Here is a 24,642-nt window from a genome sequence, read left to right on the forward strand (position 1 = left end):
GGCTAGAAGCCCACCCCACAATCAATAAATACAACAAATAAATTTGTTTGTGGAACGGGCATCTTGCCTGTTCCGGGCTATAAGCCGACCCCACAATCAATAAATACAACAAATAAATTTGTTTGTGGAACGGGCTCTCAGGCTTCTGACAGCCTAAACCAAATTTACTAAGGCTTTGCTTTTTTCTGAGCAGCCGCATAATGCTCACTCATTAACTGATTAACTTCTGGATTGTAAATCCGCAGATAATTCCAGTAATTCTCAAACACCGATTTTACGTATCCTTTCGTTTCAGGAAACGGAATCTTTTCCGCAAAAGCATCCGGGTCACTAAAATTAAACCTCTTCAACCAATCTGATACTGCAGTTGGCCCGGCATTATAACTCGCCACAGCTAACATCGAGTTATTCTTGTACTCGTCGTGAGTGTGATCCAAATACCACGTACCGAGTTTAACGTTGTCGTCCACATTCTCCAATGAATACTTTTTGAGACTGATTTGAGAGGCAACCCAAGCTGCTGTTTCCGGCATTACTTGCATTAAACCAGTGGCGCCAACTGAGGATTTGATGGCGGGCATAAACCGCGATTCTTGCCTGATTAATGCTGTTACTAATACAGGATTTATTTTGCGTTCTTGCGACCATTTGACGATGGTTTCTAAGTAAGGAAAAGGATAAAGTGCTTGCCAATAAATTGGTTGCTGTCTGAGTTCCAGGTATTGGCTTCTATCATCTGGTTGGTCTCGCTGCCGCAAACTACCAACCATCCACAAACCGTCTAAATTGTCTCCGACTCCTACTCGCATTAAACCATCGGTAAACTGTTCCGCAATACTTGGTTCTACGCGGTCGATAAATTCTATTTGCCACAGCGTCCAAGCATCTCTATCTTGACCTAATTGATAGAGTTCTTTCAACGCAGGAGAGCCCGCAGTTGGTTCGGGGCGCTGAGGCGGCCGGACTACATTGGGAGACAAATCTCGGACTGTGGTAAAGTCGCCGACTGGCCAGCCAAGAAGTACAGCCGATCGCCACGCAAAATATGATTCGGGATAACGTAAGATAGTGTACTCAAATGCAGTCTTGGCGTCTTGTTGGCGGCCGAGTTGCTGTGCCCATTTTCCGACCCAAAATGCTGCTTCTGGAGCTTGTTCGCTGTCGGGATTGTGGGTGGTTAATTCTCTTGCCCACTGCCAAGCTGATTTTAAATCTCCGCCTTTGGCAAACTGCTGGGCGATCGTCCACCGCAATTCGCCTGCTTTATCAGAATTGTTGTATTTTGTCAATAGCAACTTGCGGGTATCTGAGGCGGATTGACCGCTGCGTGCTTTGTCGAGAAGTTGGGATTTATCTAACAAAGCTTCGGGGGCATAATTGGGGAATTTGCTAATAACTCGATCGAGATAAACCATCGCATCCTTTGGATCGCTCAGCCGCGACAGCCGAATTAAACCCAAACCAGTATCTTCGGCATCGGGAAACTCGCGCACTAATTCTTGATAGGCAATTCTCGATTCCGGGATTTTTCCGTCGAGCCACAAACCGCGAGCTTTGCGGTAAAGATTTTTGGCGTTGCGGGGGGCTTTCCCGTAAGCAATAGCTCCTTTGCCGTAATCTTGTTTTTCCCAATAGCCAAAGGCAATTTCTTCCCAATCTTCCGGTTTTAAAGTGGCGCTGTTTCGCTGCACCAGTTGTTCCAAAATTGTCCCGTAGTCTTTGACATAATGACCGTATTTTGCTACGAGCAGCATCAACTGCGGCTGATTGGGATTTTCTTTTAACTTGCCGAGGGCAATTTCTACGCTGCGGGGATGACCCGGAAATTCTGTAATTGCCTGTTGCCAATATTCCGGTTTTGACTTGCCTAAAACATATAAGGCTTCTGCTGCTACGGGGTCGCTCGGATAGTTTTTGAGCAGTTCCTGCCAAGCTTTTTGGGCTTTGCCTTTGTCGCCGCTCAATTGGTAAGCTTGCGCTCTTTTTAGGGCAATGTGAGCAGCTAAAACCGGATATTCTTGCTCTAATTTGTCCAATAACTTTAATGCTTTGGCCGCATTTCCTTGTTGGATTAAATCGCTGGCAAGCAGGTACCGAGCGCGGCTTTGAGGGGAGATTTGCTGCTGCGGGTTCGTACTTGCAGACTGACTGGCTGCGAGTTCAACTAATTTCGCCGATCGCTCGCTCGGTGACAGCGACACCAGCATCTTGACTTGCGATTCGGAATTCGCTGCCTCCTGGGACTGCTCGGCCTTCTGGAATGAGCCCAAACCCATCCATTTCATCGCAGCAACCAAAGAGCCGATCGCAATAACGCAAACTGAAACGCTGATTAAAACAGAAAATCGGGCCCGGCGTCGTTTTAGCATGGGAAAATTTAAGAGAATAACAATAGATAACCGATCGTTTGTCAAAAGCCATCAGAGGCAGGATGGGTGTTCCACGCCATCACAGGCAGGATACCTGTTTAACGAGAAATAAATGTTAAGAGTGGGGCGCGCCGTTTGGCCCGACCCCAAAACAGATTATTGAGATTGGCGCAAGATCCGTTCGCAGGCGGACTTGGCTGATATAGTAGCAGAATTTATTTTGATGTGGAGCGGAAAATTTGTGCGATCGATCTATTTACCCGCACAAAGGAAAAACCACAAACCACCAAGTACAAAGTACAATCTAAAATCTAAAATCTAAAGTGTAAATCAAAACATGGAATTTCTAGTCACCGATACGCCCCGCTCTGTTTGGACCGGAGACGCCTTGGCAATTGGTCTATTTGAGGACGCCCTGGAACTCACGGGCGATCTGGCACAATTAGATGAAAAGCTGGCAGGCACTTTGAAAGAGCTGCTACTGGAAGTAGATTTTAAGGGCAAAGTAGGCACGAGCGCCATCACCCGTGTCGGCGGCAATAATCCCATTCGCAAAATTGCGATCGTCGGTTTGGGCAAAACAGAGGACTTAAAATTAGACACCGTGCGGCAAGCAGCAGGTGTTTGCGCCAAGTTAGCCAAAAAAGAGAAATGCAAAACCCTCGGAATTAGCTTTCCGGTGTGGAAAAACGCACCGGATGTTACAGCAAGCGCGATCGCCGAAGGTGTAGAACTCTCCTTGAATCAAGACAACCGTTTCAAATCGGAACATGAAGACAAAAGCCCGCAACTCGAACAAATTCATTTGCTCGGTTTTGCCGGTACCGAAAGTGCGATCGCCCGCGCCCGCCAAATCACTGCCGGAGTCATTTTAGCACGCGAATTAGTCGCAGCGCCGGCAAATTTTGTCACCCCAATTACCATGGCAGAAACTGCTCAAAGTCTGGCTGCCGAATGCGGTTTAGAATTAGAAATATTGGAGCGGGAAGACTGTGAAAAACTAGGGATGGGAGCCTTTCTCGGCGTAGCCCTAGCATCTGATTTACCACCAAAATTCATCCATTTAACTTACAAACCCGAAGGCACGCCGCGCCGCAAAATAGCTATTGTGGGCAAAGGATTGACCTTTGATTCTGGGGGTTTGAACATCAAAGGTGCGGGCAGCGGCATTGAAATGATGAAAATAGATATGGGCGGCGCTGCCGCTACTTTGGGAGCGGCAAAGGCGATCGGACACATCAAACCGGATGTGGAAGTTCACTTTATCAGCGCCGTCACTGAAAACATGATCAGCGGCCGCGCTATGCGCCCTGGAGACATCCTTACAGCTTCCAACGGCAAAACAATTGAAGTCAACAATACGGACGCTGAAGGCCGTTTAACCCTGGCTGATGCTTTGGTATTTGCTGATAAATTGGGAGTTGACGCGATTGTCGATTTAGCAACTCTAACCGGGGCCTGCGTAATTGCTTTAGGCGACGATATCGCGGGTTTGTGGAGTCCTCAAGATAGCGTCGCCGCCGAAATAGTCGCCGCCTCAGAATTGGCAGGCGAAAAATTTTGGCGAATGCCGATGGAAGAAAAATATTTTGAGGGCTTGAAAGCATTGCACGCCGACATGAAAAACACAGGCCCGCGTCCCGGCGGTTCGATTACGGCGGCGCTATTTTTGAAGCAGTTTGTAAAGGATACTGCATGGGCGCATTTAGATATTGCCGGCCCGGTTTGGAGTGACAAAGAAAATGGCTACAATGGCCCTGGGGCTACTGGTTTTGGAGTTCGGACTTTGGTGCATTGGGCGCTGGGCGGCGCTTAAGTGTGGATTTCGAGCGCATAAATTGAGATTTTCTCTGCCTTAAAAGTCTGCTAGTCCATGAGAGAGCCTGGGGTTTAAGACCCCAGGCTCACAGCTTAAGTCATCTAAAAGCAAACTTAATAACGATCATTAAAAATTTAAATGTTTCAGAAGCCATAAGGAGGCGAACCTATCTATTCCCTCACTGCGAGGAACGTAAGCGTTGCGAGCAGTGACGATCGGCATTGCTCATACTTGGGATAAAGCTTCGTTCCCGGGGCCCAACCTCGACAGTTTTGACATTCGCTGAAAAAATAGCGGTTTCAGAAAAAATGAAAAAAGTATATAATTATGTAAATATTTCACTAGCCAAAATCAAATAATTAGATTTGATCGGATTTGCATTGGTACAGATAATTTTTTTCTTGAACTTCATGCAAGAACAATTAACAATTTTTTTTTCACCACTTGCTGTATCTTCCGCACTCGGGTGCAATGCGGTGCCGGAGTTGCGACTGTACGCTGTTTTTGACTCGCTGACGGCACTGGCTTATTGCTCGATCGCCCTATCATTAGTTTATTTTACCCGCCAAGGTTCTCACCGCAGGATTTTCCGGGTGTTTGCCGTTGTTTTTTTTGTCTGGGGCGCGGCTAAATTGACGGAAGTTTGGACGCTTTGGCATTCCATATATTGGCTGTCGGTAACTCTCAAAGCTACAAGTGCTTTGATTTCTTGGCTTTTAGCCGCAGTCGCCCTCGCCCTGATGCCGAAAGCACTTGCCGAGTCTGGTTTTAATCAAAGAGAAAAATTTCAACAACAGTCGTTAAAACAGGTAGAAGAAAATCAGCACCAGCATGATATCGAGAAAGGAGAATTGCCAAAACAATCGATCGATCTTTACCCTTCAGATACTATTGTCGATCGCACTTTAGCTCTCAATTCGCTTAACGAACAGTTAGAAAAAGAAATTGCCGATCGCCAACGGGTTGAGGAAAAGTTGCAACTGACTCAATTTGCGATCGACCGATCGGCAGATGCGATATTCTGGATCGGGCCCGACGGTAAATTTTTGTACGTCAACGACGCTGCTTGCACTTCATTGGGATATTCTGCCAGTGAATTGCTCTCGATGACCGTGCACGACATCAATCCAGATTTCCCCCAAACTGCTTGGAGTTTGCACTGGAAAGTCTTAAAACGCTGCGGTTCGGTTAATATTGAAGTTCACCACCTCACTAAGTACGGTCGCATTTTTCCGGTAGAAATTACGATCAACCATTTGGAATTTAACGGCAAAGAATATCAGTGCGCGTTTGCTCGCGACATTAGCGAGCGCAAGCGGATTGAGGCCGCTTTGCGAGAAAGGGAAGAAGAATTTAGGTCATTAGTTTCTAGCATTCCCGGTGCGGTTTACCGATGCAGTGCTGCTGGGCGATCGAGCCTAACTTTTATCAGCAGTGGCATCGAAGCTATTTCTGGCTATCCCGCAGCTAACTTTATGCAAAAACCGGTGCAGGCTTTTCCGAGTATAGTTCATCCCGATGACGCTGAACACATCGAGACAATTATCGATCGGGCTATTAAGAAAAAACAACCTTACATCATCGAATATCGCCTAATTCACTGCGACGGAAATGTGCGGTGGGTTGCAGAGAAAGGTCAAGCCCTTTTCAACGCAGACGGTGAAGTTTTATCCCTCAACGGCGCCATTTTTGACATGACAGAGCGCAAAGCAGCCGAGGATGCTTTGCGGCTCTCCGAGGCGATCGCCAACAACAGAGCCCAGCAGCTAGAAATCGCTCTCAAAGAACTTCGAGAAACTCAAGCTCACCTAATTCATACCGAAAAAATGTCAAGTCTCGGTCAAATGGTAGCTGGAGTAGCTCACGAAATTAATAACCCTGTCAGTTTTATCTACGGCAATATTTCCTACGCCACCCAATATATCCGAGACTTGTTGCAGCTTGTAGAACTTTACCAAAAACACTATCCTCAGCCCGTGGTAGAAATTCGACAATGTATTGACAATATCGATTTAGAATTTATGACAGAAGATTTACTAAAAATATTATCTTCGATGAAAATGGGAGCCGATCGCATTCGCGAAATAGTTCTGAGTTTGCGAAACTTCTCGCGTTTAGACGACTCGGTAAAAAAACTTACTAACCTTCACGAAGGCATAGATAATACCCTCTTAATATTGCACAACAAACTCCGAGCCAGAGGCGACTATCCAGAAATAAAAATAATCAAAGATTACGGTCAACTCCCTTTAATAGAATGTTATGCAGGTCAGCTCAATCAGGTATTTATGAATCTGCTTAGCAACAGTATTGACGCCTTGGAAGATGCTTGCAACCAAAAAAGGCGCTCTGCGGCCGGCGGCGACGATTGGAAACCAACTATTAGGATTCGCACAGAAGCCCTGAACGAAAATAGTATTTGCATCCGCATTGCCGATAATGCGATCGGCATGACAGAAGACGTGCGGAGCCGATTGTTCGATCCGTTTTTCACGACTAAACCGATGGGAAAAGGCACGGGTTTGGGGTTAGCCATCAGTTACCGAATTGTCGCGGAAAAACACGCCGGAGCCTTGAGCTGCTGTTCCACCGTAGGAGAAGGTACGGAATTTGCGATCGAGATTCCTTTATAAATTAGTGCAACGGAAGTATCAATAATTTGGCCGAAGTTATCGCTCACTATAAATTGTAAAGTGGGGGGTAAAAAACTTTTAATTTTCCAGAAAAATCCAAAAATTGGCTATAAATTACCTAGGTAATAATCAACATGGCAGTGAAATGGTAAATTCTGTACCTCGACCTAAAGTTGAGTAGACTTCTAGCATACCGCCGTGTTTATCAACTACAATCTGCCGCGCGATCGCCAAACCCAATCCCGTGCCCTTACCCACACCTTTAGTTGTAAATAAGTGGTCAAAAATATGACCTTTTATCTCATCTGATATCCCTGGCCCGTTGTCAGAAATGCGAATATTCACCCAATCCTTAGACTTCATTTCTGTCCGAATCGTGATGCAATGGGCTGGGGCTTTAGTCTTCTCTAAACTCGGTTCCCGCTTTGATTCTTCCAGTGCATCAATGGCATTGGCTAATATATTCATAAACACCTGATTTAATTGTCCGGGGAAGCAATCAACTGATGGCAAGTTCCCGTACTCTTTCACAACTTCAATCGCTGGACGCTGTTCGTTCGCTTTCAATCTATGTTTGAGAATCAAAATCGTACTGTTAATTCCGTCATGAATATTGAAAGGAACTTTGTAATCTTTGTCGGAGCGGGAGAAGGTACGAAGACTGGTGCTGATACCTTGAATGCGATCGCACCCGATTTGCATCGAATTTAACATTTTGGGTAAATCTTCTAAGAGATATTCGATATCGCTCTCTTCAGCTTTTTCTTCAATCTCCTCACCAGGACTGGGAAATTTTTCTTTATAGAGTTGCAAGTATTCTTTAATATCCTTGACGGCGGCGATCGCTTCATGAATATTACCAGAAATAAATCCGACTGGATTATTAATTTCATGGGCAACCCCGGCTACTAAATTCCCCAACGCCGACATTTTTTCGCTCTGTACTAATTGCAGTTGAGATTGTTCCACCTGGTGAGCGTAATCCTGGGCTTGCTGATACAATCGCGCATTTTCTAGGGAAATGGCAGCCTGAGTGCAGAGGAAGTTGAGGATGAGGAGGCGATCGCGAGTAAACACTCCTTTTGTCGAGCTATGTTCCAGATAAAGTATCGCAACTAAGTTCCCGCGATCGAGAATCGGAGTACATAGCATACTCTGAGAGTGATACTGGAGCGTACAATCATTCATTAAACCCGGAATATCGGTCTTGCCACCTTCAACAACCACAGTTTCCAGGGTGTGTTTGACATAATAAACCAGCTTGAGCGGAATCACCGCCGAGCCATCTAGAGGTTGGGTTTGCAGCAGGGTTGTGGGTAACTGGTTATCGGGATTGATGTGAGTTATTGCCCGGATTTGCCATTCGTTCTCATGGGGGAGCAGCAAAGCACAAGTTTCTGCCCCAGACGTTTTCAAAATAATTTGGTTGAGGGTATCGAGTAATTCATCAAGCTGAATTTTACTGGATAAAGCTTGAGCAGCTTGCACAATAGATGCGAAATCTAGGGCATCGGAAATACTGGTGCTGCTATTACTGGAAGTCTGCGAAGATTGGCTAATCGTTGCCAGGGTCTCTAGAGGATTAAAGCGAAGTTTTGGCTGATTCAGGATGGGATGAAGTAATTGGGGATACCTGTTTTCTAAGTCTTCAACCTTGGCTAGTGCACCCCAACGGGCATAACAGTAATATGCCTCCTGCATATAGCTGGCGGCGACTTTTTCTTTGCTCCAATCAAGGTAGAATTTTGCGGCGAGTTCGTTGGCTAATGCTTCCTCTTGGATATAACCGTTTTCCTTGGCTCCTTTAATTGCTATATCGTAAAATTCTATAGCTTCTGTTTTGCGAGCAAGAACGCGATTTTTTTCAGCTTCAACTAAATGATATTTGTGCAAGTAATTCATGGGGCCATAATCTGCCCAGTCTTTGAGCTTGGCTTGATTTTCTTCCATTCGCTGCCATCGCGGCTCCGACTGCGGCATCGATTCCGACCTAGTGGCCAGCACGTTCAGAGAATCATAGAAGTAGAAGATCGGTTCAACAATACTTCCCATCCCTCCAGCCAAATAGTGTCGCGTTTGAGCGGCATCGTGTTCTGCTTTAGCAAAGTCTTCCAACCAGTAATTCAATGTGAATCGATACAGGTAAAAGAAGGATAGCCGGTAAAAATCGACTTTTGCCTGAGCCAGGACTTTTTCTTCATAGTCATCCTGGCGTAAAGGAATCTCGTCCTCTGACTGACCCAAGAGAATTTGAGCAGCCTGCAAGTACGCCAACACACAGTTTGCTGCTGTGACTTGGTGGAGGTCGCACAACTGTTGGTAATAGGCGCGAATTTGCGGTTCGAGTTCAGCCAGCGGTTGACCGTACCAATAAGCATTGAAGCAGTACAACTGGGCGTCGTAGCCCATAAATTCGAGATTGCCTGTTTCTAATCCAGCTTGATAGCCATCGAGAAGAATCGGCAGCGTTTCTTGCAAATGGATCGTCCAAGAACCCACATAGGCCCCCATTAACATGGCGGTTGCGGCTCGAATGTTTTTGGCATCGGGTTCTAAGGCGAGTTGGTATCCTAATTGCCCAAACTGAGGCACCATTGTCATGTCGCCCCACAGCATCCTCAGTTGGAAGGCGTAACCCACGTAGCAAAAAGCGGAAACCGGACTATTGCCAAATTGAATAGACAACTTGGCCTGGAGCGCCACGACTAGGAAATAGAGCTTTGTTCCTGACATATAACAGACGGGTGTCAGCCGAGCCGCATTTTGCATAATGGCTAATTGCTGAGGGTCGGTCATTTTCGGCAGATGAATGAATGACTCAATGGAGCGACCCTCAATTAAGGCATCAATTTCTTGCTTCACCTGCCGAATATCGTCTAGGGTTGGTTCATCTGGCAGATTCACACCCAACATTTGGAAGACTGATTGACCGATCGCGATCGCCTCGACAAATTTATTGTGGGCGACCAATGCCTGGATTTTAACTTGATAAACTTGCACCTGTTCTAAAGGTGTTTTCGCATGATGAATCACCGCTTCAATCCACTGGTGCATCTGCTCAAAATCGCCGGCCAAGAAAGCCACCTCGGCAGCTAAGTCGTGCAGGGATAGGGTCATTTCGTAATGCCGTTCCCAAGCGTCTGTTCCCAGCAGTTGCAGCCCCACTGTGGCATATTCGCGGGCTGCTTGATAGGCAGTTGCCGATCTCGCTTTGCGGCAAGCAATCAGGTTGAGTTGTGCTAAATCGTCTCGTTCTGTTTTTTCGACAACCAGCGTCGTGCCGTAATTTAATTGATTGACTAATTCAAAAATGCGTTCTTCTCTAGCTTCTGGTGAAATCTGTTGCAGCAGCAGTTGCCCGATTTGATAATGGGCGAGCGCGCGATCGCTTTCGGGAATCAAAGAATAAGCGGCTTGTTGGACGCGATCGTGCAAGAAGCGATAGACAACTGTTTGAGAAGTACCTCGATCGATATTTTCTTCTTCCCCTACATAAAATTTATAAATCTCACTCTGAGGTAAAACAAAACCTTCCTGTAAAGTTTTCCATAAAGCCGTGGCCGTTCCCGTCTCCGAGATTTCCGAAACAATTGCTAATGTTGTCAGATCGAACTGATTGCCAATGCAAGCGGCTAATTTTAAAACCTCCTGAGTTTCTACTGGCAATTTCTGTAACTGCTGCGCCATGAATTCAACTACGTCATCCGTCAGTGCTGCTTCGGTAATTTTGCTAATACAGCACTGCCAATATCCTGCTTTAACATCAAAAATAATCAACTCATCTTGATGCAAGGCCTTGAGAAACTGCGTCGCAAAAAATGGGTTTCCTTTTGTCTTCTTATACACCAATTCAGTCAGCGGTTCTGCTAACTTAGGAGAACAAGTCAGCGTATCTGCTACTAATTGATTCAAACTGGATCGAGCCAGAGGTGCTAGTGTAATGGTATTGACTATTGCGCCGATTTTTGTGACTTCATCTAAAGTCAACATTAAGGGATGAGCAGGGGAAACTTCATTGTCTCGATAGGCTCCAATTAGTAGCAGGTGACTGGACTGCGATTCACCTATAAGCAACTGCATCAACTTTAAAGATGCTGAATCAGCCCACTGCAAATCATCCAGAAACATCACTAAGGGATGCTCTTTTGTGGTAAAAACAGAGATAAATTTTTGGAACAGCAAATTGAACCGATTTTGAGCAGCACTCCCTGACAATTCTGGGGCTGGGGGTTGTTGCCCGATAATCCGTTCTAGTTCTGGAATTACTTCGATAATGACTTGTCCGTTGTCACCAAGGGCTGCTAAAATTTGGGTTTTCCATGCTTGGAGTTGGAGATCGCTTTCACTGAGCAATTGTGTCATTAAATCGCGGAATGCTTGCACAAATGCCGAAAAGGGAATATTGCGATTGAACTGGTCAAACTTACCTTTAATGAAATAGCCATGCTGTCGTACAATGGGTTTTTGAACTTCATTAACCACAACTGTTTTTCCTATGCCGGAAAAGCCTGCAACCAGCATCATTTCGCTGTTGCCTTGTGCTACTCGTTCAAAGGCTTCTAAAAGTTGCTGTATTTCTCGTCCTCGACCGTAGAGTTTTTCGGGGATGAGGAAGCGATCGCATATATCTCGCGTTCCTAACTCAAATGTTTCAATCTTGCCAGTTGCTTGGTACTGCTGCAAACACTTTTCTAAGTCATACTTCAATCCCAAGGCACTTTGATAGCGTTTTTCGGCATTCTTTGCCATCAGCTTCATCACCATATCCGAAACCATCTGCGGGATTTCTTTGCTGTTTATTGCAGGAGGCTGTTTGGCAATATGGCAGTGAACCAACTCCATGGGGTCGTCACATTCAAATGGCAGTTTTCCTGTCAGCAGTTCGTAAAAGGTGGCTCCCAGAGAATAAAAGTCGGTGCGGTAGTCGATGCCTCGGTTCATTCTTCCGGTTTGTTCGGGAGAAATATAGGCGAGGGTTCCTTCTAAAACGTTGGGATTTTGAATTTCTTGAGTTTCTCTCGGCAGTAGGGAGGCGATGCTAAAGTCAATCAGTTTGACTTGTTTAGTTTCGGGATGAATCAGGACGTTAGCTGGCTTAATATCTTTGTGGATGACTCGATGCCGATAGAGTCCATGGAGAATGTCAGTTATTTGAATGGCAATTTCCAATATTTCTGCCAGAGTCAGCGCTTGCTTTTGGGCGTAGTCTCGTAGAGAAATACCGCCAAAATCCTCCATCACTAGGGCATAGCTGTGGCGATAGGATTCTAGACTGTAAGGTTCAACGACTCCCGGCAGACGTAGATTTTTGGCGATGGTGTACTGGTTGCGGAATTGCAGCAGTTCGCTGAAGCTGGGATAGTCTCTATTTAATAGTTTAATGACAACCGGAATCTCGTCTGTTTCTCGGATAGCTCGATAAACTAGGGTTCTGGAACCAGAGTATAATTGCTCAACCAGATGATATCCTAAAACTCGCTTCGTCCAATCCACTGCTGCACTCATCTGGATTACCCCATCTCAGACCTTGACTATTGTAACTAATTATACACTTTTATTGGTTTAGTCTCAGGAAAATAGAACTGCGAAATCCCCAGCCTACAGACTCTACCGCTTTTATTCTTTTTCACTTTTGAAGAGAAAGATGGCGAGCTATCAAGATAGTCTTATCCTTTCATCGGCAATAAAATTGTAAACTCCGTCCCTTCTCTCAATAGAGAATTGACCTCGATTGTACCGCCGTGTTTCTCAACTACAATCTGCCGTGCGATCGCCAATCCCAACCCCGTCCCTTGCCCTACTCCCTTGGTAGTAAATAACTCATCAAAAATCTTCTCTTGCACTGCTTCACTCATGCCCGCACCGTTATCTTTAATGCAAATTATCGCTTGTTTATTGTCCAGAGAAATGTCGGTTTTAATGGTAATCTCATTGACAATTTCTGCATAATGTCGTCCTTGATTTGATTCATCCAAAGCATCAATCGCATTACTTAACAAATTCATAAATACTTGATTCAACTGTCCGGCATAACACTCCACTTGTGGCAAATTTCCATATTCCCTAATCACTTTTATTTCTGGGCGAGTTTCGTTAGCCTTGAGCCGATGTTTCAGGATCATAATGGTGCTATCGATGCCATCGTGGATATTGCAAGCTACGGGATAGTTAGTATCGGCACGGGAGAAGGTTCGTAGACTGGTACTAATATCCCGAATCCGCTTCACGCCTTCCCGCATTGAACCTACTAATTTCGGTAAGTCTTCCCGGATGTAGTCAAGATCGATGTTCTCGATTTCCTCTTGAATCTCTGGCTCGAGTTGGGGATATTTTTCTTGATACAAATCGAGCAATCCAAACAAATCTTTGATGTAATCTAAGGCTGGGGTAATGTTGCCAGCCAGGAAGCCGACAGGGTTGTTGATTTCGTGAGCGACACCAGCTACTAAATTGCCCAAGGCTGACATTTTTTCACCTTGGATAAGTTGGATTTGAGCTTGTTGGAGTTCTCGTAGAGTCTTTTCTAGGGCTTCAGACTTTTGTTGACGTTCGGCTTCGATGCGTTTGAGCTCGCTAATATCTCGCATCACAACTACCGCACCGACTTTTTTTCCCCAAGGATCGAAGATTGCTTGTCCGCTGGCTAACACAATTCTGGTAGAACCATGCTTCGGCGCAATTACCATTTCTACATTTTCGACTATTTCTCCTTGCAAGGCGCGAAATAGGGGAATTTCCGTTGTTGATAGGGGTGTTTGACCATCAGCTTGATAGAGAGCGAAGTGTTCTGCCCATTGTTCGGGTGGTAATGATTCCACGGGTAAGCCATGAAACTCACGAGTTGCCTTGTTGAATAGGGTCAATTGGCCACTAGCATTACAAACAACAATCCCATCTTTAATATTGTGAATGATGGCATTCAAGAATTCTCGTTCTTTGGTGAGAGATTCTTCCACCTGTTTTAATTGTTCTAGTGATGCTTGTAATGACTGGGATTTTTCCTGCTCTTGGGCATAAAGTCGGGTGTTTTCTAAAGAGATGGCAGCTTGAGCGCAAATAAGGTTTAGCACTTCAACCCTATCGGTCGTAAATGCCCCAACCGTTAGGTTATTTTCCAGGTAGAAAACTCCTATCAACTGCCCTTGATTAAGAATTGGAATACACAGAACACTTATTGGCTGGTGATGTTCAATATAGCGATCGCCCGCAACCTGGGAACTTACCCTAGCATCGACTATTACCAAAGGTTTCAAACTACGCTTGACAGTGTTAACCAAACTAATCGCTACATCCTGACTAGATTCTAGAGGTATTGCTGGTAATAGCTTAGGTTCCTGTCCCTCTGCTACAAGAGCCGCTACCTGTAAATACTGTTCTTGTTTGAGCAATAAGACACACTTAGTTGCCCCAGCATTCGCGATCGCTATTTTTAAAATAGTAGTCAGGAGTTTATCTAGTTCAATTTCCCCAGAGATGGCTTGAGAGGCGCTGATCAGACTAGGCAAATCTAGAAATTCAGAGTTACTGCTAGAAGAGTGGGTATAAGTAATCGTTCCCCGGGCGATCGTTTCCTTAAAGGAACTAAAGGATTGAGGTTGCTGAAGGATAACACCGAGTAGGCGAGGATAACTTTTTTCCAAATAGTCTATTTTGGCTTTAGCTCCCCATCGGGCATAACAATAATACGCTTCAATCATATAGGCGCTCGCTACTTTTTCTTTGCCCCATTCCAAGTAGAATTTAGCTGCTAGTTCGTTGGCGAGGGCTTCTTCGTTGATGAATTGATTTTCTTGAGCTAGTTGGATGGCGCGATCGTACATTTCAATTGCATCTGCTTTATTGCCCAAAACCCGCTGCCGTTCTGCTTCAACCAAATACCATTTATGCAGATGATTCATGGGAGCATTTTGCGCCCACTGGTGCAGAGTCGTTTGATGGGTTTCCACTAGGGCGAGAATGGAAGCTTGCTCGGTTTTTGGGTGTGTGGGGAAGAGCGCCAGGTGTGTCAATGCTGCATAAAAATGGAAAATGGGAACAATAATTAATCCCGATACTGCCATCACACACTCTTTGGCTCGGGTAATGTAGTTTAGAGCAGCCGGATAATTACCAAAGGAATAGGCAAGCAGTAGTTTGTAGATGTAGACAAGGGCGATCGCACTGAATTCACGATCCTGATAGTGGTTAGGAATCATTACCGTTTCATCATAGGCTTCACCGATTAAGCAATCCGGTTGATTCACTACTTCCCTCAAGTTCTGCAACATCTGCCGCTCCATATGCAAATAAGTCCGAGCAGAATATTGCTTCACTTGAGCCAACGTAGCACTGTAGACTGCAAGTTCCGGTTCCCAAGTATCCAGTTCTACCCCACCGAAAAAGTTGATGTAGCTGTAAGTAGCTATGTTGTAGCCAGCGTTAAGAAAATCGCCAGTTTCCATGCCAGCTATAAAGCCCTCTTTCAGGGTTGGTAGCCCTGCCCTCATAGCATTTTGATGATGCTGAATAAATGCCCCAAACATATTATGAGTAATGCACTTAAATTCTCGTGCATTGACCCGATCGAGCAATGAGAGTGCCAATTTACCAAAGCTATAGCCCGTTTTTGCCTCTCCCAAAAAGGCACTTAATACAAGCCCGTGAATCGCATAGCCCACCGTCGATGCGGGTGCATTCCCAAATTCGAGTGATAAACTTACCATCGTGGAGCTCAGTAGGGGCACTAAGCCTGGAATTCCCTGGAGAATGGGTGCAAATAACATGGCCAATATTGGCATAGCTGCCTGAGTCTGAGGATCACTCATCACAGGCAGATCGATTAGTTCATCAATTTTTCTGCCGCTTAGTTGCTCCGCAACGCTCTGTAGCGCTTTACCAATCAAGGCTTCGTCAGCTTCGGTGGGGAGTTCAACCCCCAATTGCCACAGTGCATCTCTTGCTACTGCAATGGCTTCTAACGTCTTGCTTTGTGCTGTCTGTGCGACGATTTGAATTTCGTAAATTTTGATTTTGTCTAAGATTGTCTGTGCATTCTGTAACACCTGTGCTGCCATCTCTTCCATGCCATCAAAGTCAGCATTCAAATAGGCGGCTTCAGCAGCAGCAACATAGAGATCCAGGGTTAATTCATACTGGCTTTCCCAGCAGTTGGCCCTCAGTAGCTCAACCCCCACTTGTAGATAAACTCTGGCTGCGGTGTAGGCCGTAGAATTTCTGGCTTTACAACCGGCTGCCAAGTTTAGTTTAGCTAAGGCTTCTCGTTCGGTCGGTTGGGTGATTAACTCAATGCCTCGATTCAAATGCCCGACAATATCAAACAGTTTTTCCTCTCGCTCCATCTCGGCGCAATTTTGCTGGAGTAACTGTCCTATTTTGAGATGAGTTGCTTTTTTCTGCGAATCAGGAATTAGCGAATATGCAGCTTGCTGGACGCGATCGTGTAAAAATCGATAAGTCGGATTAGCTGAAGCATTTAAAACTTCATTACTATCCGATTCCGTAAAGAATTTATAGATTTTCGTCGTGGGAATCACCAAACCTTCCTGTAATGCTTTCCATAAAGCCATAGCCGTCATTGCAGCAGATTTCTCACCGACAATTACTAACGTATTCAAATCAAACTGTGATCCTATACAAGCAGCTAAGGTGAGAAGATACTGAGTTCCTTTGGGCAGCTTCTGCAATTGCAACGCCATGAATTCAACGACATCATCAGTGATAGCTAAGGCTTTCACTTGGGCAATATCACACTGCCAATGCCGAATCTCCCAGTTAAAGCTAATTAGCTGCTCGTCATGTAATGTCTTGAGAAACTGAGTTGCAAAGAAAGGATTCCCCTGAGTTTTTTGAGAGACTAATTTTGTCAAAGGTTGGGCAAGTGATGATTCGCAATTCAGCGTATCCGCCACCAACAAATTCATATCTAGTTCGCTTAACGGTTCCAAAGTAATTGTATTCACTGTTGCCCCCGTTTTAACTATCTCATTCACTCTTAAGATAAATGGATGCACGGGCCAAACTTCATTATCTCGATAGGCCCCCAATACTAATAAATATCCTGTATCGATCATCAATAATTGTAGCAAATTCAGGGAGGCTGAATCCGCCCATTGCAAGTCATCCAAAAACATCACTAAAGGATGTTCTTTGCTGGTGAAAACTTGCACAAATTTCTGCATCAGCAGATTAAAGCGATTTTGGGCGGCACTTCCTGACAATTCTGTTGCAGGAGGTTGATCGCCAATTATGCCTTCTAACTCAGGAATCACATCAATCAAGACTTGTCCGTTGTCTCCCACTGCTGCTAAAATCTGGGTTTTCCATGTTTGCAGTTGGGTATCCGATTCTGATAGCAGTTGACCCATTAAGTCGCGGAAGGCTTGCACAAAGGCACTGAAGGGAATGTTGCGTTGAAATTGATCGTATTTGCCTTTGATAAAATAACCGCGCTGACGGACAATGGGTTTATGAACTTCATTGACAACGGCGGTTTTCCCAATTCCAGAAAAACCTGCTACTAGCATCATTTCCGTTGCTCCCAGGCTGACTCGCTCAAAGGCAGCTAATAGTTGATCAACTTCTTTTTCTCTACCGTAGAGCTTTTCGGGGATAGTAAAGCGATCGCTAATATCTCGCTTTCCGAGTTCAAAAGATTTTATATGGGCTGTTTTTTGCAATTGAACTAAACAAATCTCTAAATCGTGCTTGAGTCCTAATGCACTCTGATAGCGATTTTCGGCATTTTTCGCCATCAGTTTACTGACAATTTCCGATAATATCGGGGGAATTTCAGGATTAATGTGATGGCTCGGTTTCGACTGTTTGGCGAGATGAAAATGCACCACTTTCATCGGGTCATCCGAGATAAATGGCAACTTTCCTGTCAACAATTCATAAAAAGTCACACCCAGGGAGTAAAAGTCACTACGATAGTCAATGCCTCGATTCATCCGTCCTGTTTGTTCGGGGGAGAGATAGGCTAATGTTCCTTCTAAAATATTTGGATTCTGGATTTCTTGGGTTTCTCGTGGTAGGAGGGATGCAATACTAAAGTCAATTAGTTGAATTTGTTTGGTGTCGGGATTAATGAGAATATTAGCGGGTTTAATATCTTTATGAATGACGCGGTTTTGGTAAAGGTAGTGAATAATATCTGTTAGTTGTATGGCGACTTGGAGAAATTCTGCTAAAGGTAAAACTTGAAATGATTGGGTTTGATTTGTTGCTGTTTTGAGATAAGTAGGTAGGGAGACTCCGCCAAAGTCCTCCATTACTAGGGCATAGCTATTCTGGTATACTTCCAGCGTTAGGGGTTTGACGATGTGAGGGAAGTCGAGATTTTTGGCAATAGTATATTGGTTGCGAAACTGGATGAGTTCGTTGAAGGTGGGGTATTCGTTTTGCAGCAGTTTAATGACGACTGGGTATTGGTCACGGGTACGGATGCCTCGATAGACTAGGGTACGTGTACCTACATAAAGTTTCTCTGTAATCTCGTAACCTGACAAATTTGCGATCGCATCCATAACTCGTTTATACAACAGTTAAATTAAAACATTCCATTCCATTGTATTTTATTATGTGACAAAGATAGCGATCGCAAATTCTGCACTCTCAGTAGGGACAGAATTAACTGTAATTTTTTTCCCATGTTTATCAATTAGTATTTGACCGAAATCAACTTGGTCACAAGTCCCCGGATTTATCTGTCTACCTTTGAAAAAAGCTCCGCATCCCGATCGCCAGTCCCGGACTCATCCGTGCGAGCAATCTCAAATCTCAAATTTCAAATCGCATGACGTGCGATCGCTAATTCTCCACCAGTTCCTTTCGCTATTCTGCACTATTGGCGCTATGTTATGTATAGTATGGTTGCGTAAGTTGTGATGGTATCGGAAAACAATAATTTGTAATTTTTAACCGCAAATATACGCAGATAAACCCGGATCGAGAGTTGAGCTTATCTGCGTATATTTGCCTGCATCTGCGGTTTTATTATGCTTTATTCCCCGTAGTGGCCGCCGACAACCTTACCCCGAAACACAACATAATTGTAGATGTTGTAAAAAATCATAATCGGGAGCAGAACGCCCATGAACACAATCATAAATACCAGGGCGCTGGGCGAAGCTGCGGCTTGGTAAATCGTGATTTTGGAAGGAATAATATAGGGAAAAACAATCAACCCCAAGCCGATAAAACTGAGCAAAAAAATCAGAATCGTCCAGACAAACGGCGTGCGTTCTTCTTTGTTTGCGAGACTTTTCAGCAGCAGTCCTACCAACAGCACTCCCAGCAAAGGAATCGCGGCAAAGACATAAACTAGCGGTTTCTCGAACAACCTGGCTCTAGCGCTTTCGTAAAAAATCGGAGTGGCGATCGTAATTAAAATCGCTCCGATTAAAGTTGTCACCGCCGCAATTTTAGCCGTGCGATAGTGATTTGTTTGCAGTTCCCCCTCCGTTTTCATAATTAGATAGGTTGAACCGATCAAAACATAGCCTTGAATCAGCGTCAAAGCAACCAAGAGCGATCGCCAATCCAGCCAGTCCCAAGTAGTACCCACAAAGTGACCGGCTTCGTCAACCGCAATGCCCTCGAGCACGGCACCGAGGGCAAATCCTTGAGCTAAAGCTGCTAAAAAACTGCCAGCACCAAAGGCATAATTCCAGAGTAATTTGCGATTAGAATGCTCGCGAAACTCAAAGGCTACAGCCCGAAATATCAAACCAAACAGCATCACGCAAATCGGTATGTACAATGCCGTTAAAATCGTGCCGTAAGCAAGTGGAAATGCACCAAATAAAGCGCCTGCCATCAATACCAGCCACGTTTCGTTCGCGTCCCAAACGTTGCCCAAACTCGTCATTAAAATGCCCCTGCGTTCTTCGTCATCAGCAGTCAGAGACAGGATTCCTACTCCTAAGTCAAAACCGTCTAGCATGACGTAGAGCAAGAGGAACAAAGCCAAAATTACAAACCAAACTTGCGGGAGAAAATGCTCCAAAGCTTGCATACAATCTCCTAGTGTTGTGCTTCTACGGGACGTTGATCGGGAATGTGTCCTGCAGGTTGATTTTCGATTTCGGGTTGATTGTCTAAACCTGGCACAGGCAGACTTAAATTAGGGCCTTGGCGGATAATTCTGCTGCCAAAATACAAGGCACAAACAAACAAAAAGCTGTAAACAACGGCAAAGAAACTGAGAGAAGTTAAAACATTGCTGGCGGGGATGTTTGACACCGCGTCAGCAGTGCGAATTTGCCCGTATAAAGCCCACGGTTGTCTGCCGACACAGCGGACAATCCAACCCGATTCTACAGCAATATATCCCAGGGGAGCAGCTAATACCCAAGCGCGCATCAGCCAAGCTTGACTGCCGATATTTTCAGCAGAAAGTTTGCCTCGCATCCACTGAATTATACTGAACAGCATCAATCCTACAAAGAAGAATCCAATACCGGACATGATGCGGAAACAATAGTAGATTAAACCCACCATCCGGGGTCTATTTTCTGGCTTCCATTCCTTTAAACCTAGTACGGGTTCGGAGAGTTTTTGTTTGAATTCCAGAACGTATCCTAAGCCATTGGGTACGCTAATTTCCCAGTCATTTTTTTGGGCTTTTTCATTAGGCAAAGCTAGCAAAGTCCAATCTGCTGACTCTCCCGCTGGTGAGGTTTCCCACTTAGCTTCGATTGCTGCTAATTTAGCGGGTTGATAGTGATAAACTTGTTCGGCGCTCAAATGTCCGATGTATATCTGCAGAGGTGCAACGGCGATTGCTGTCGCTATGGCAATTTTTAAAGACTTGGAAAAAAACGCTTGGTTGCGCTTATTGAGAATGTACCAAGCGCTAATTCCCCCAATGACAAACAGCGAAGTTTCTAACGTCGCAAAAAACATATGAAGAATGCTGTTTAATGCGAACGGGTTCATAATTGCTTGAAAGTAATCGCTGACAATAAACTTGCCATTGACCATTTCTCCGCCCGCAGGAGTTTGCAGCCAAGAGTTAGCGACTAAAATCCAGACTGTGGATAGGTTAGCGCCGAACGCTACCATGATTGTAGCGAAATAATGGATCATTGGGTGAACGCGCTCCCAACCAAACAGCATAATTCCTAAAAAGCCGGCTTCTAGCATAAATGCCATTGAAGCTTCAAAGCCTAAAATGCTGCCAAAAAAGTCACCAACAGCTTCAGAGAATGGTGCCCAATTCGTGCCAAACTGAAATTCCATCGGAATTCCTGAAGCTACTCCTATACCGAAGTTTAGGAGGTAGAGTTTAGACCAAAAACGAGCGTGATGGTAGTAGTCGGGATTGCGAGTTTTCAGCCACATTCCTTCAACAATTACCAGATAAATCCCCATTCCAGTTGTCAGAACTGGCCACAGCATATGGAATATGGCGGTTAGCGCAAATTGCATCCGCGATAGGGCCACGGTGTTAGATAAGATATCCATCGTTATATCCTTGGGTCAGCTCCAGAGAGGTTAGCTTGCACAAATTCCATAATGGACATTGACAAGGTAACGCAGAAATTTACTTAGTGCAAAATGTACGGAGTTATCTTTATTAAAAATTAAGATTTTCTGTTTTAAGGAAGAAGCAAAGCGCAATAAAATCAATGGTTTCAGCAATTAAGCACGTCTTACGCCTCTTGGTATTTGCTATAATAGTAATTTAACTAAATTATATATCCCCTGTCTCCCTTAACTTCAAATAGAAAACTTGCTGTCAATCTTCCTCTTCTTTTCTCCCCTCGGCGCTCTCTGCGCTCTCTGCGGTTAATTTACATAAGCTCTCTCCCGAATCAGTCCTTAAAATCTCAAATGGTATTACCTAACGGTGACAGTGTAACTCAGTTTAAACGGTTTAAAATTAGCTTCGTTTTTGGCTGTTCCGCTCAAGTCAAGCTGGTAAATGCCAGCCTTGGGAAACACGATATCAGCCCCGGGAATCCCTTGATATTTCTCGGCAGATATGGCTTTTAAAGGCGGCTGCATCAGTGGCTTATCCCCTTCTTGGCGCTCTTTTGGATAAACCGCTAATTTGCAATTGCACTGCTCTAAGGGGATAATTTTGCCGCCCCGGCGAGTCAGCGCAAACCACACTCTCGCAGACTGTCCGGCGCGGGGGTTGTGGTTTGGTTCTAGGTGAAAGGTAGCGGCTACATCTCCCGAGACTTCGACTTGGTGCGCCAAAACTGAAATCGAGTTTAACTGCGGCGCAGTGGGAATTGCTGCTTCAATTAGCAATCCCAAAAAAACTAAAAATCCTAAACTTTTACTTTTGTTTGACAGGCGAAACATAGAACTTGTCCAGTGATAAAATTGACCAAAAAAAGCGCGATCGCACAAACATAACTAAAACCACAACCACCGCTAAAACGGCTGTCAGCAGTTGATTGTGCAACTTCCATTCAAAGCCGCCGAGATAGTGGGAACCGATGAGTGCAGCGTGTACAGCGCACAGCAAGAAAGCTGGAACGCTTAACAGGTGAAGCATTCGCCACAGTTGGCCTAAATAATTTTGAATACGATCGCAACTTGTAACCGCCGCCGGCAACATAAACAGCAGCGACAGCATCCCAGCCGCCATTCCCAACTGGTGCTGCGGCAACATAAAAGATAGCGCGTCAAAATTCCATTTCAGCGTATGATCCAGCATATGAAACGTGTGGGCGACTGCTAGGACAAACGCGCCCACACCCAAGACGCGGCGATAGCGCAACAGTTGCGGCAAAAACTTGCTAACCGGACGCGCCAACAGTGCTAGCATCAAGCACAGCAGCGCTGCGTGGCCGGTAAAATCGACCATTTCATCGGTTCGCAGCAAGGTAAGAATCCCGATCGCCACCGTCACCCAGCCACCCGCACGAAAAAGTTGACTGCGCTTGTCCGCGCTCAATCTGCCAGCAAAAAAACTCACTCCCAGCATCGTTGGCAGCGTGCCGAGTCCAAAAGCCAGCATCGTCGCCGCACCCAAAACCGGGTTTCCGGTTTCCGCCGCCTTAATCTGCGCTGCGTAGAGGAAACCGCAGGGAATCAAACCCCAAAGCAAACCCAAAGCAATCGGCACCCACCAGTTTTTTTGTGCCGAAAGCTTGCTCATTGCTTGTCCGACTCGATCGTGCGACAGCGGGTGCAATCGGGGCAATCCCGGCAGCAAGTTCGGTTTAATTTGCCCTACTCCAAACCAAATCAGCATCGTGCCCGTTAGAAGTGCGATCGCCCGCCGCAATTCGCTACCCGTACCTGCCAAAAGTCCGCCAGCAATTAACACCGAACCCAGTCCGCCAATTGCAGAACCAACCAAAGCGTAAGCAGTAATTCTCCCCAAATTTAGCAGCAAATGAAAGCGGAAAGCAGCTAATTTATCGTTGCGGGAATTAGAAAGAGAAAACGCCATTGTCAGCGGGCCGCACATCCCAGCGCAGTGACCGAAACTGCCGAGAAATCCCAAAATTGCAATTAGCAGCAGGTCTAGCATTTTGCTGTTTTTTTCCCAAACAACGCCATCAAGGTATTGACAAGATTTTCTTTGGCTCTTGGACGCTTTTTTCTTTAATTTCTACAAAAAATTATCTCAGCCGATCGCTTTTGTCAAAATACAAGTTGTCCAACTTCTCTCTAATCTCACCCATATTTAAAATCACTAATGACTGATAACTAATAACTACTTTTGTTCTGGATGGGCCGCCGCCGGCGAAGCTGCCGCCATTTGATTAATAGCAGCAATTAGCTGATAAAGCCGCCCAAAATCCCGCTGGTTGAAATGCAAAGTCAGGCGCGGCAAAGCGAAAGTTTCATCTCCTATTTCCGGTTCCAAAGCTTGACTTTTTTCAATTTTTCCGGTGACAACAATATCGCTAAAATCAGTATTTAGCCGATCGACATTCTCCTCAGAAAGCTCTGTTTTCAAGCGAATTACCAATTTTTCGCGCACGTAGCGGCAGGAGTGATAAACCAGATAAAAACTGCCGATCGCCTCGCAAGCGACATTTATATCGTCAGTAATCGTATACAGGCTGCGATCGTCGGGTGAAATCAAACCCCGGCCCCGCAATTGTTTTTGCACAAAATAATTCCAATCAAGCCAATAATCTCCTCCCGGTCGATCGATCAATACCACAGGAGCCGGCCCGAACTTGCCAGTTTGAGTCAAAGTCAGACACTCAAAAGCCTCGTCCAGAGTGCCGAAACCGCCCGGAAACAGAGCTAAAGCATCGCTCTCCCGGAGAAAAAATAACTTGCGAGTGAAAAAATATTTAAAATTGAGCAATTTGGGATCGCCGGCAATGAAAGGATTAGAACTCTGCTCGAAAGGTAACTGAATGTTCAGCCCAAAAGAACGTTCAGCAGTCGCCCCCTCGTTCCCCGCCTGCATAATTCCCCCGCCGCCGCCAGTAATCACCATAAACCCCTGCTGGGCCATCGCCCGCGCAAAGTCTCTGGCCATCAAATATTCCGCAGATTGCGGTGACACCCTCGCCGAACCAAAAATCACAATTTTGCGAACGTGGCGGTAAGGATAAAACATCTCAAAAGCGCTCTCCATATCTCGGAGCGACGCAGCCATAATTTTCCAGTCTAGGCGATCGAGCTCCTCTCCTGCCATTTGCACTATAGTAGAGAGCGATCGTTCGATCCACTCAGAGTGCTTCAACATTGGGAAGCGATCGATCAAATCGATCAATTCAGCTTGGAGGGACTCAAAACCTTGACCAGACTCAGAACGAATCATGAATTTTTCCGAAACAATAACAAATTGTCGCTACTAAAAATTAAGGGGCAAGCTAAATTTAGAAGCTAATAG

10 protein-coding genes are annotated in these 24,642 nt (G+C 45.3%); 2 read left to right on the forward strand and 8 right to left on the reverse strand.

Annotated elements, in window-relative coordinates; all coding sequences use genetic code 11:
- Positions 1-167: 167 nt before the first annotated feature.
- Positions 168-2,369 (reverse strand): transglycosylase SLT domain-containing protein, encoded by a 2,202-nt coding sequence (locus tag QUA71_RS19390; RefSeq protein ID WP_333287439.1) that lies wholly within the window; start codon positions 2,367-2,369, stop codon positions 168-170.
- 337 nt (positions 2,370-2,706) lie between these two features.
- Between QUA71_RS19390 and QUA71_RS19395 the strand changes: the two genes are divergently transcribed.
- On the forward strand, positions 2,707-4,185 hold the full coding sequence (locus QUA71_RS19395; protein ID WP_333213953.1) for a leucyl aminopeptidase: 1,479 nt from the start codon (positions 2,707-2,709) through the stop codon (positions 4,183-4,185).
- Positions 4,186-4,598: 413 nt separating this feature from the next.
- Positions 4,599-6,821, forward strand: coding sequence for a PAS domain S-box protein (locus QUA71_RS19400; protein ID WP_333287441.1), 2,223 nt, complete (start codon positions 4,599-4,601; stop codon positions 6,819-6,821).
- Between the two features lie 129 nt (positions 6,822-6,950).
- Here the strand turns inward: QUA71_RS19400 and QUA71_RS19405 are convergent, their stop codons facing one another.
- The 7 genes from QUA71_RS19405 to QUA71_RS19435 all read right to left on the reverse strand — a co-directional run bounded on the left by QUA71_RS19405 (position 6,951) and on the right by QUA71_RS19435 (position 24,570).
- Entirely contained in the window at positions 6,951-12,326 is a 5,376-nt protein-coding gene (locus tag QUA71_RS19405) for an AAA family ATPase (RefSeq protein ID WP_333287443.1), read from the reverse strand.
- 161 nt (positions 12,327-12,487) lie between these two features.
- A complete protein-coding gene (locus QUA71_RS19410) occupies positions 12,488-18,346 on the reverse strand; it encodes an AAA family ATPase (protein WP_333287460.1) in 5,859 nt (1,952 codons plus the stop codon).
- Positions 18,347-18,822: 476 nt separating this feature from the next.
- Positions 18,823-19,836 (reverse strand): cytochrome d ubiquinol oxidase subunit II, encoded by a 1,014-nt coding sequence (gene cydB / locus QUA71_RS19415; RefSeq protein WP_333287445.1) that lies wholly within the window; start codon positions 19,834-19,836, stop codon positions 18,823-18,825.
- A gap of 8 nt (positions 19,837-19,844) precedes the next feature.
- Positions 19,845-21,287 carry a cytochrome ubiquinol oxidase subunit I gene (locus QUA71_RS19420; protein ID WP_333287446.1) on the reverse strand — a complete coding sequence of 481 codons (1,443 nt, stop codon included), beginning with the start codon at positions 21,285-21,287 and terminating at the stop codon, positions 19,845-19,847.
- Positions 21,288-21,662: 375 nt separating this feature from the next.
- A complete protein-coding gene (locus QUA71_RS19425; RefSeq protein WP_333287448.1) occupies positions 21,663-22,136 on the reverse strand; it encodes a hypothetical protein in 474 nt (157 codons plus the stop codon).
- A complete protein-coding gene (locus QUA71_RS19430) occupies positions 22,111-23,316 on the reverse strand; it encodes an urease accessory protein UreH domain-containing protein (protein WP_333287450.1) in 1,206 nt (401 codons plus the stop codon). The genes QUA71_RS19425 and QUA71_RS19430 overlap by 26 nt, the downstream gene beginning before the upstream one ends.
- A 186-nt stretch (positions 23,317-23,502) precedes the next feature.
- Positions 23,503-24,570, reverse strand: a complete 1,068-nt coding sequence (locus QUA71_RS19435) for an LOG family protein (RefSeq protein WP_333287452.1) — start codon at positions 24,568-24,570, stop codon at positions 23,503-23,505.
- Between the last annotated feature and the right edge of the window lie 72 nt (positions 24,571-24,642).

The organism is Microcoleus sp. MON1_C5 (genome assembly GCF_036701875.1).
Taxonomy (GTDB): domain Bacteria; phylum Cyanobacteriota; class Cyanobacteriia; order Cyanobacteriales; family Microcoleaceae; genus Microcoleus.

Excerpts from the sequence above, each read along its gene's own strand:
- QUA71_RS19430 (WP_333287450.1), bottom strand. The coding sequence starts at position 23,316 with ATGCTAGACCTGCTGCTAATTGCAATTTTGGGATTTCTCGGCAGTTTC.
- cydB (WP_333287445.1), bottom strand. The coding sequence starts at position 19,836 with ATGCAAGCTTTGGAGCATTTTCTCCCGCAAGTTTGGTTTGTAATTTTG.
- QUA71_RS19435 (WP_333287452.1), bottom strand. The coding sequence starts at position 24,570 with ATGATTCGTTCTGAGTCTGGTCAAGGTTTTGAGTCCCTCCAAGCTGAA.
- QUA71_RS19390 (WP_333287439.1), bottom strand. The coding sequence starts at position 2,369 with ATGCTAAAACGACGCCGGGCCCGATTTTCTGTTTTAATCAGCGTTTCA.
- QUA71_RS19400 (WP_333287441.1), top strand. The coding sequence starts at position 4,599 with ATGCAAGAACAATTAACAATTTTTTTTTCACCACTTGCTGTATCTTCC.
- QUA71_RS19405 (WP_333287443.1), bottom strand. The coding sequence starts at position 12,326 with ATGAGTGCAGCAGTGGATTGGACGAAGCGAGTTTTAGGATATCATCTG.
- QUA71_RS19395 (WP_333213953.1), top strand. The coding sequence starts at position 2,707 with ATGGAATTTCTAGTCACCGATACGCCCCGCTCTGTTTGGACCGGAGAC.
- QUA71_RS19420 (WP_333287446.1), bottom strand. The coding sequence starts at position 21,287 with ATGGATATCTTATCTAACACCGTGGCCCTATCGCGGATGCAATTTGCG.
- QUA71_RS19425 (WP_333287448.1), bottom strand. The coding sequence starts at position 22,136 with ATGTTTCGCCTGTCAAACAAAAGTAAAAGTTTAGGATTTTTAGTTTTT.
- QUA71_RS19410 (WP_333287460.1), bottom strand. The coding sequence starts at position 18,346 with ATGGATGCGATCGCAAATTTGTCAGGTTACGAGATTACAGAGAAACTT.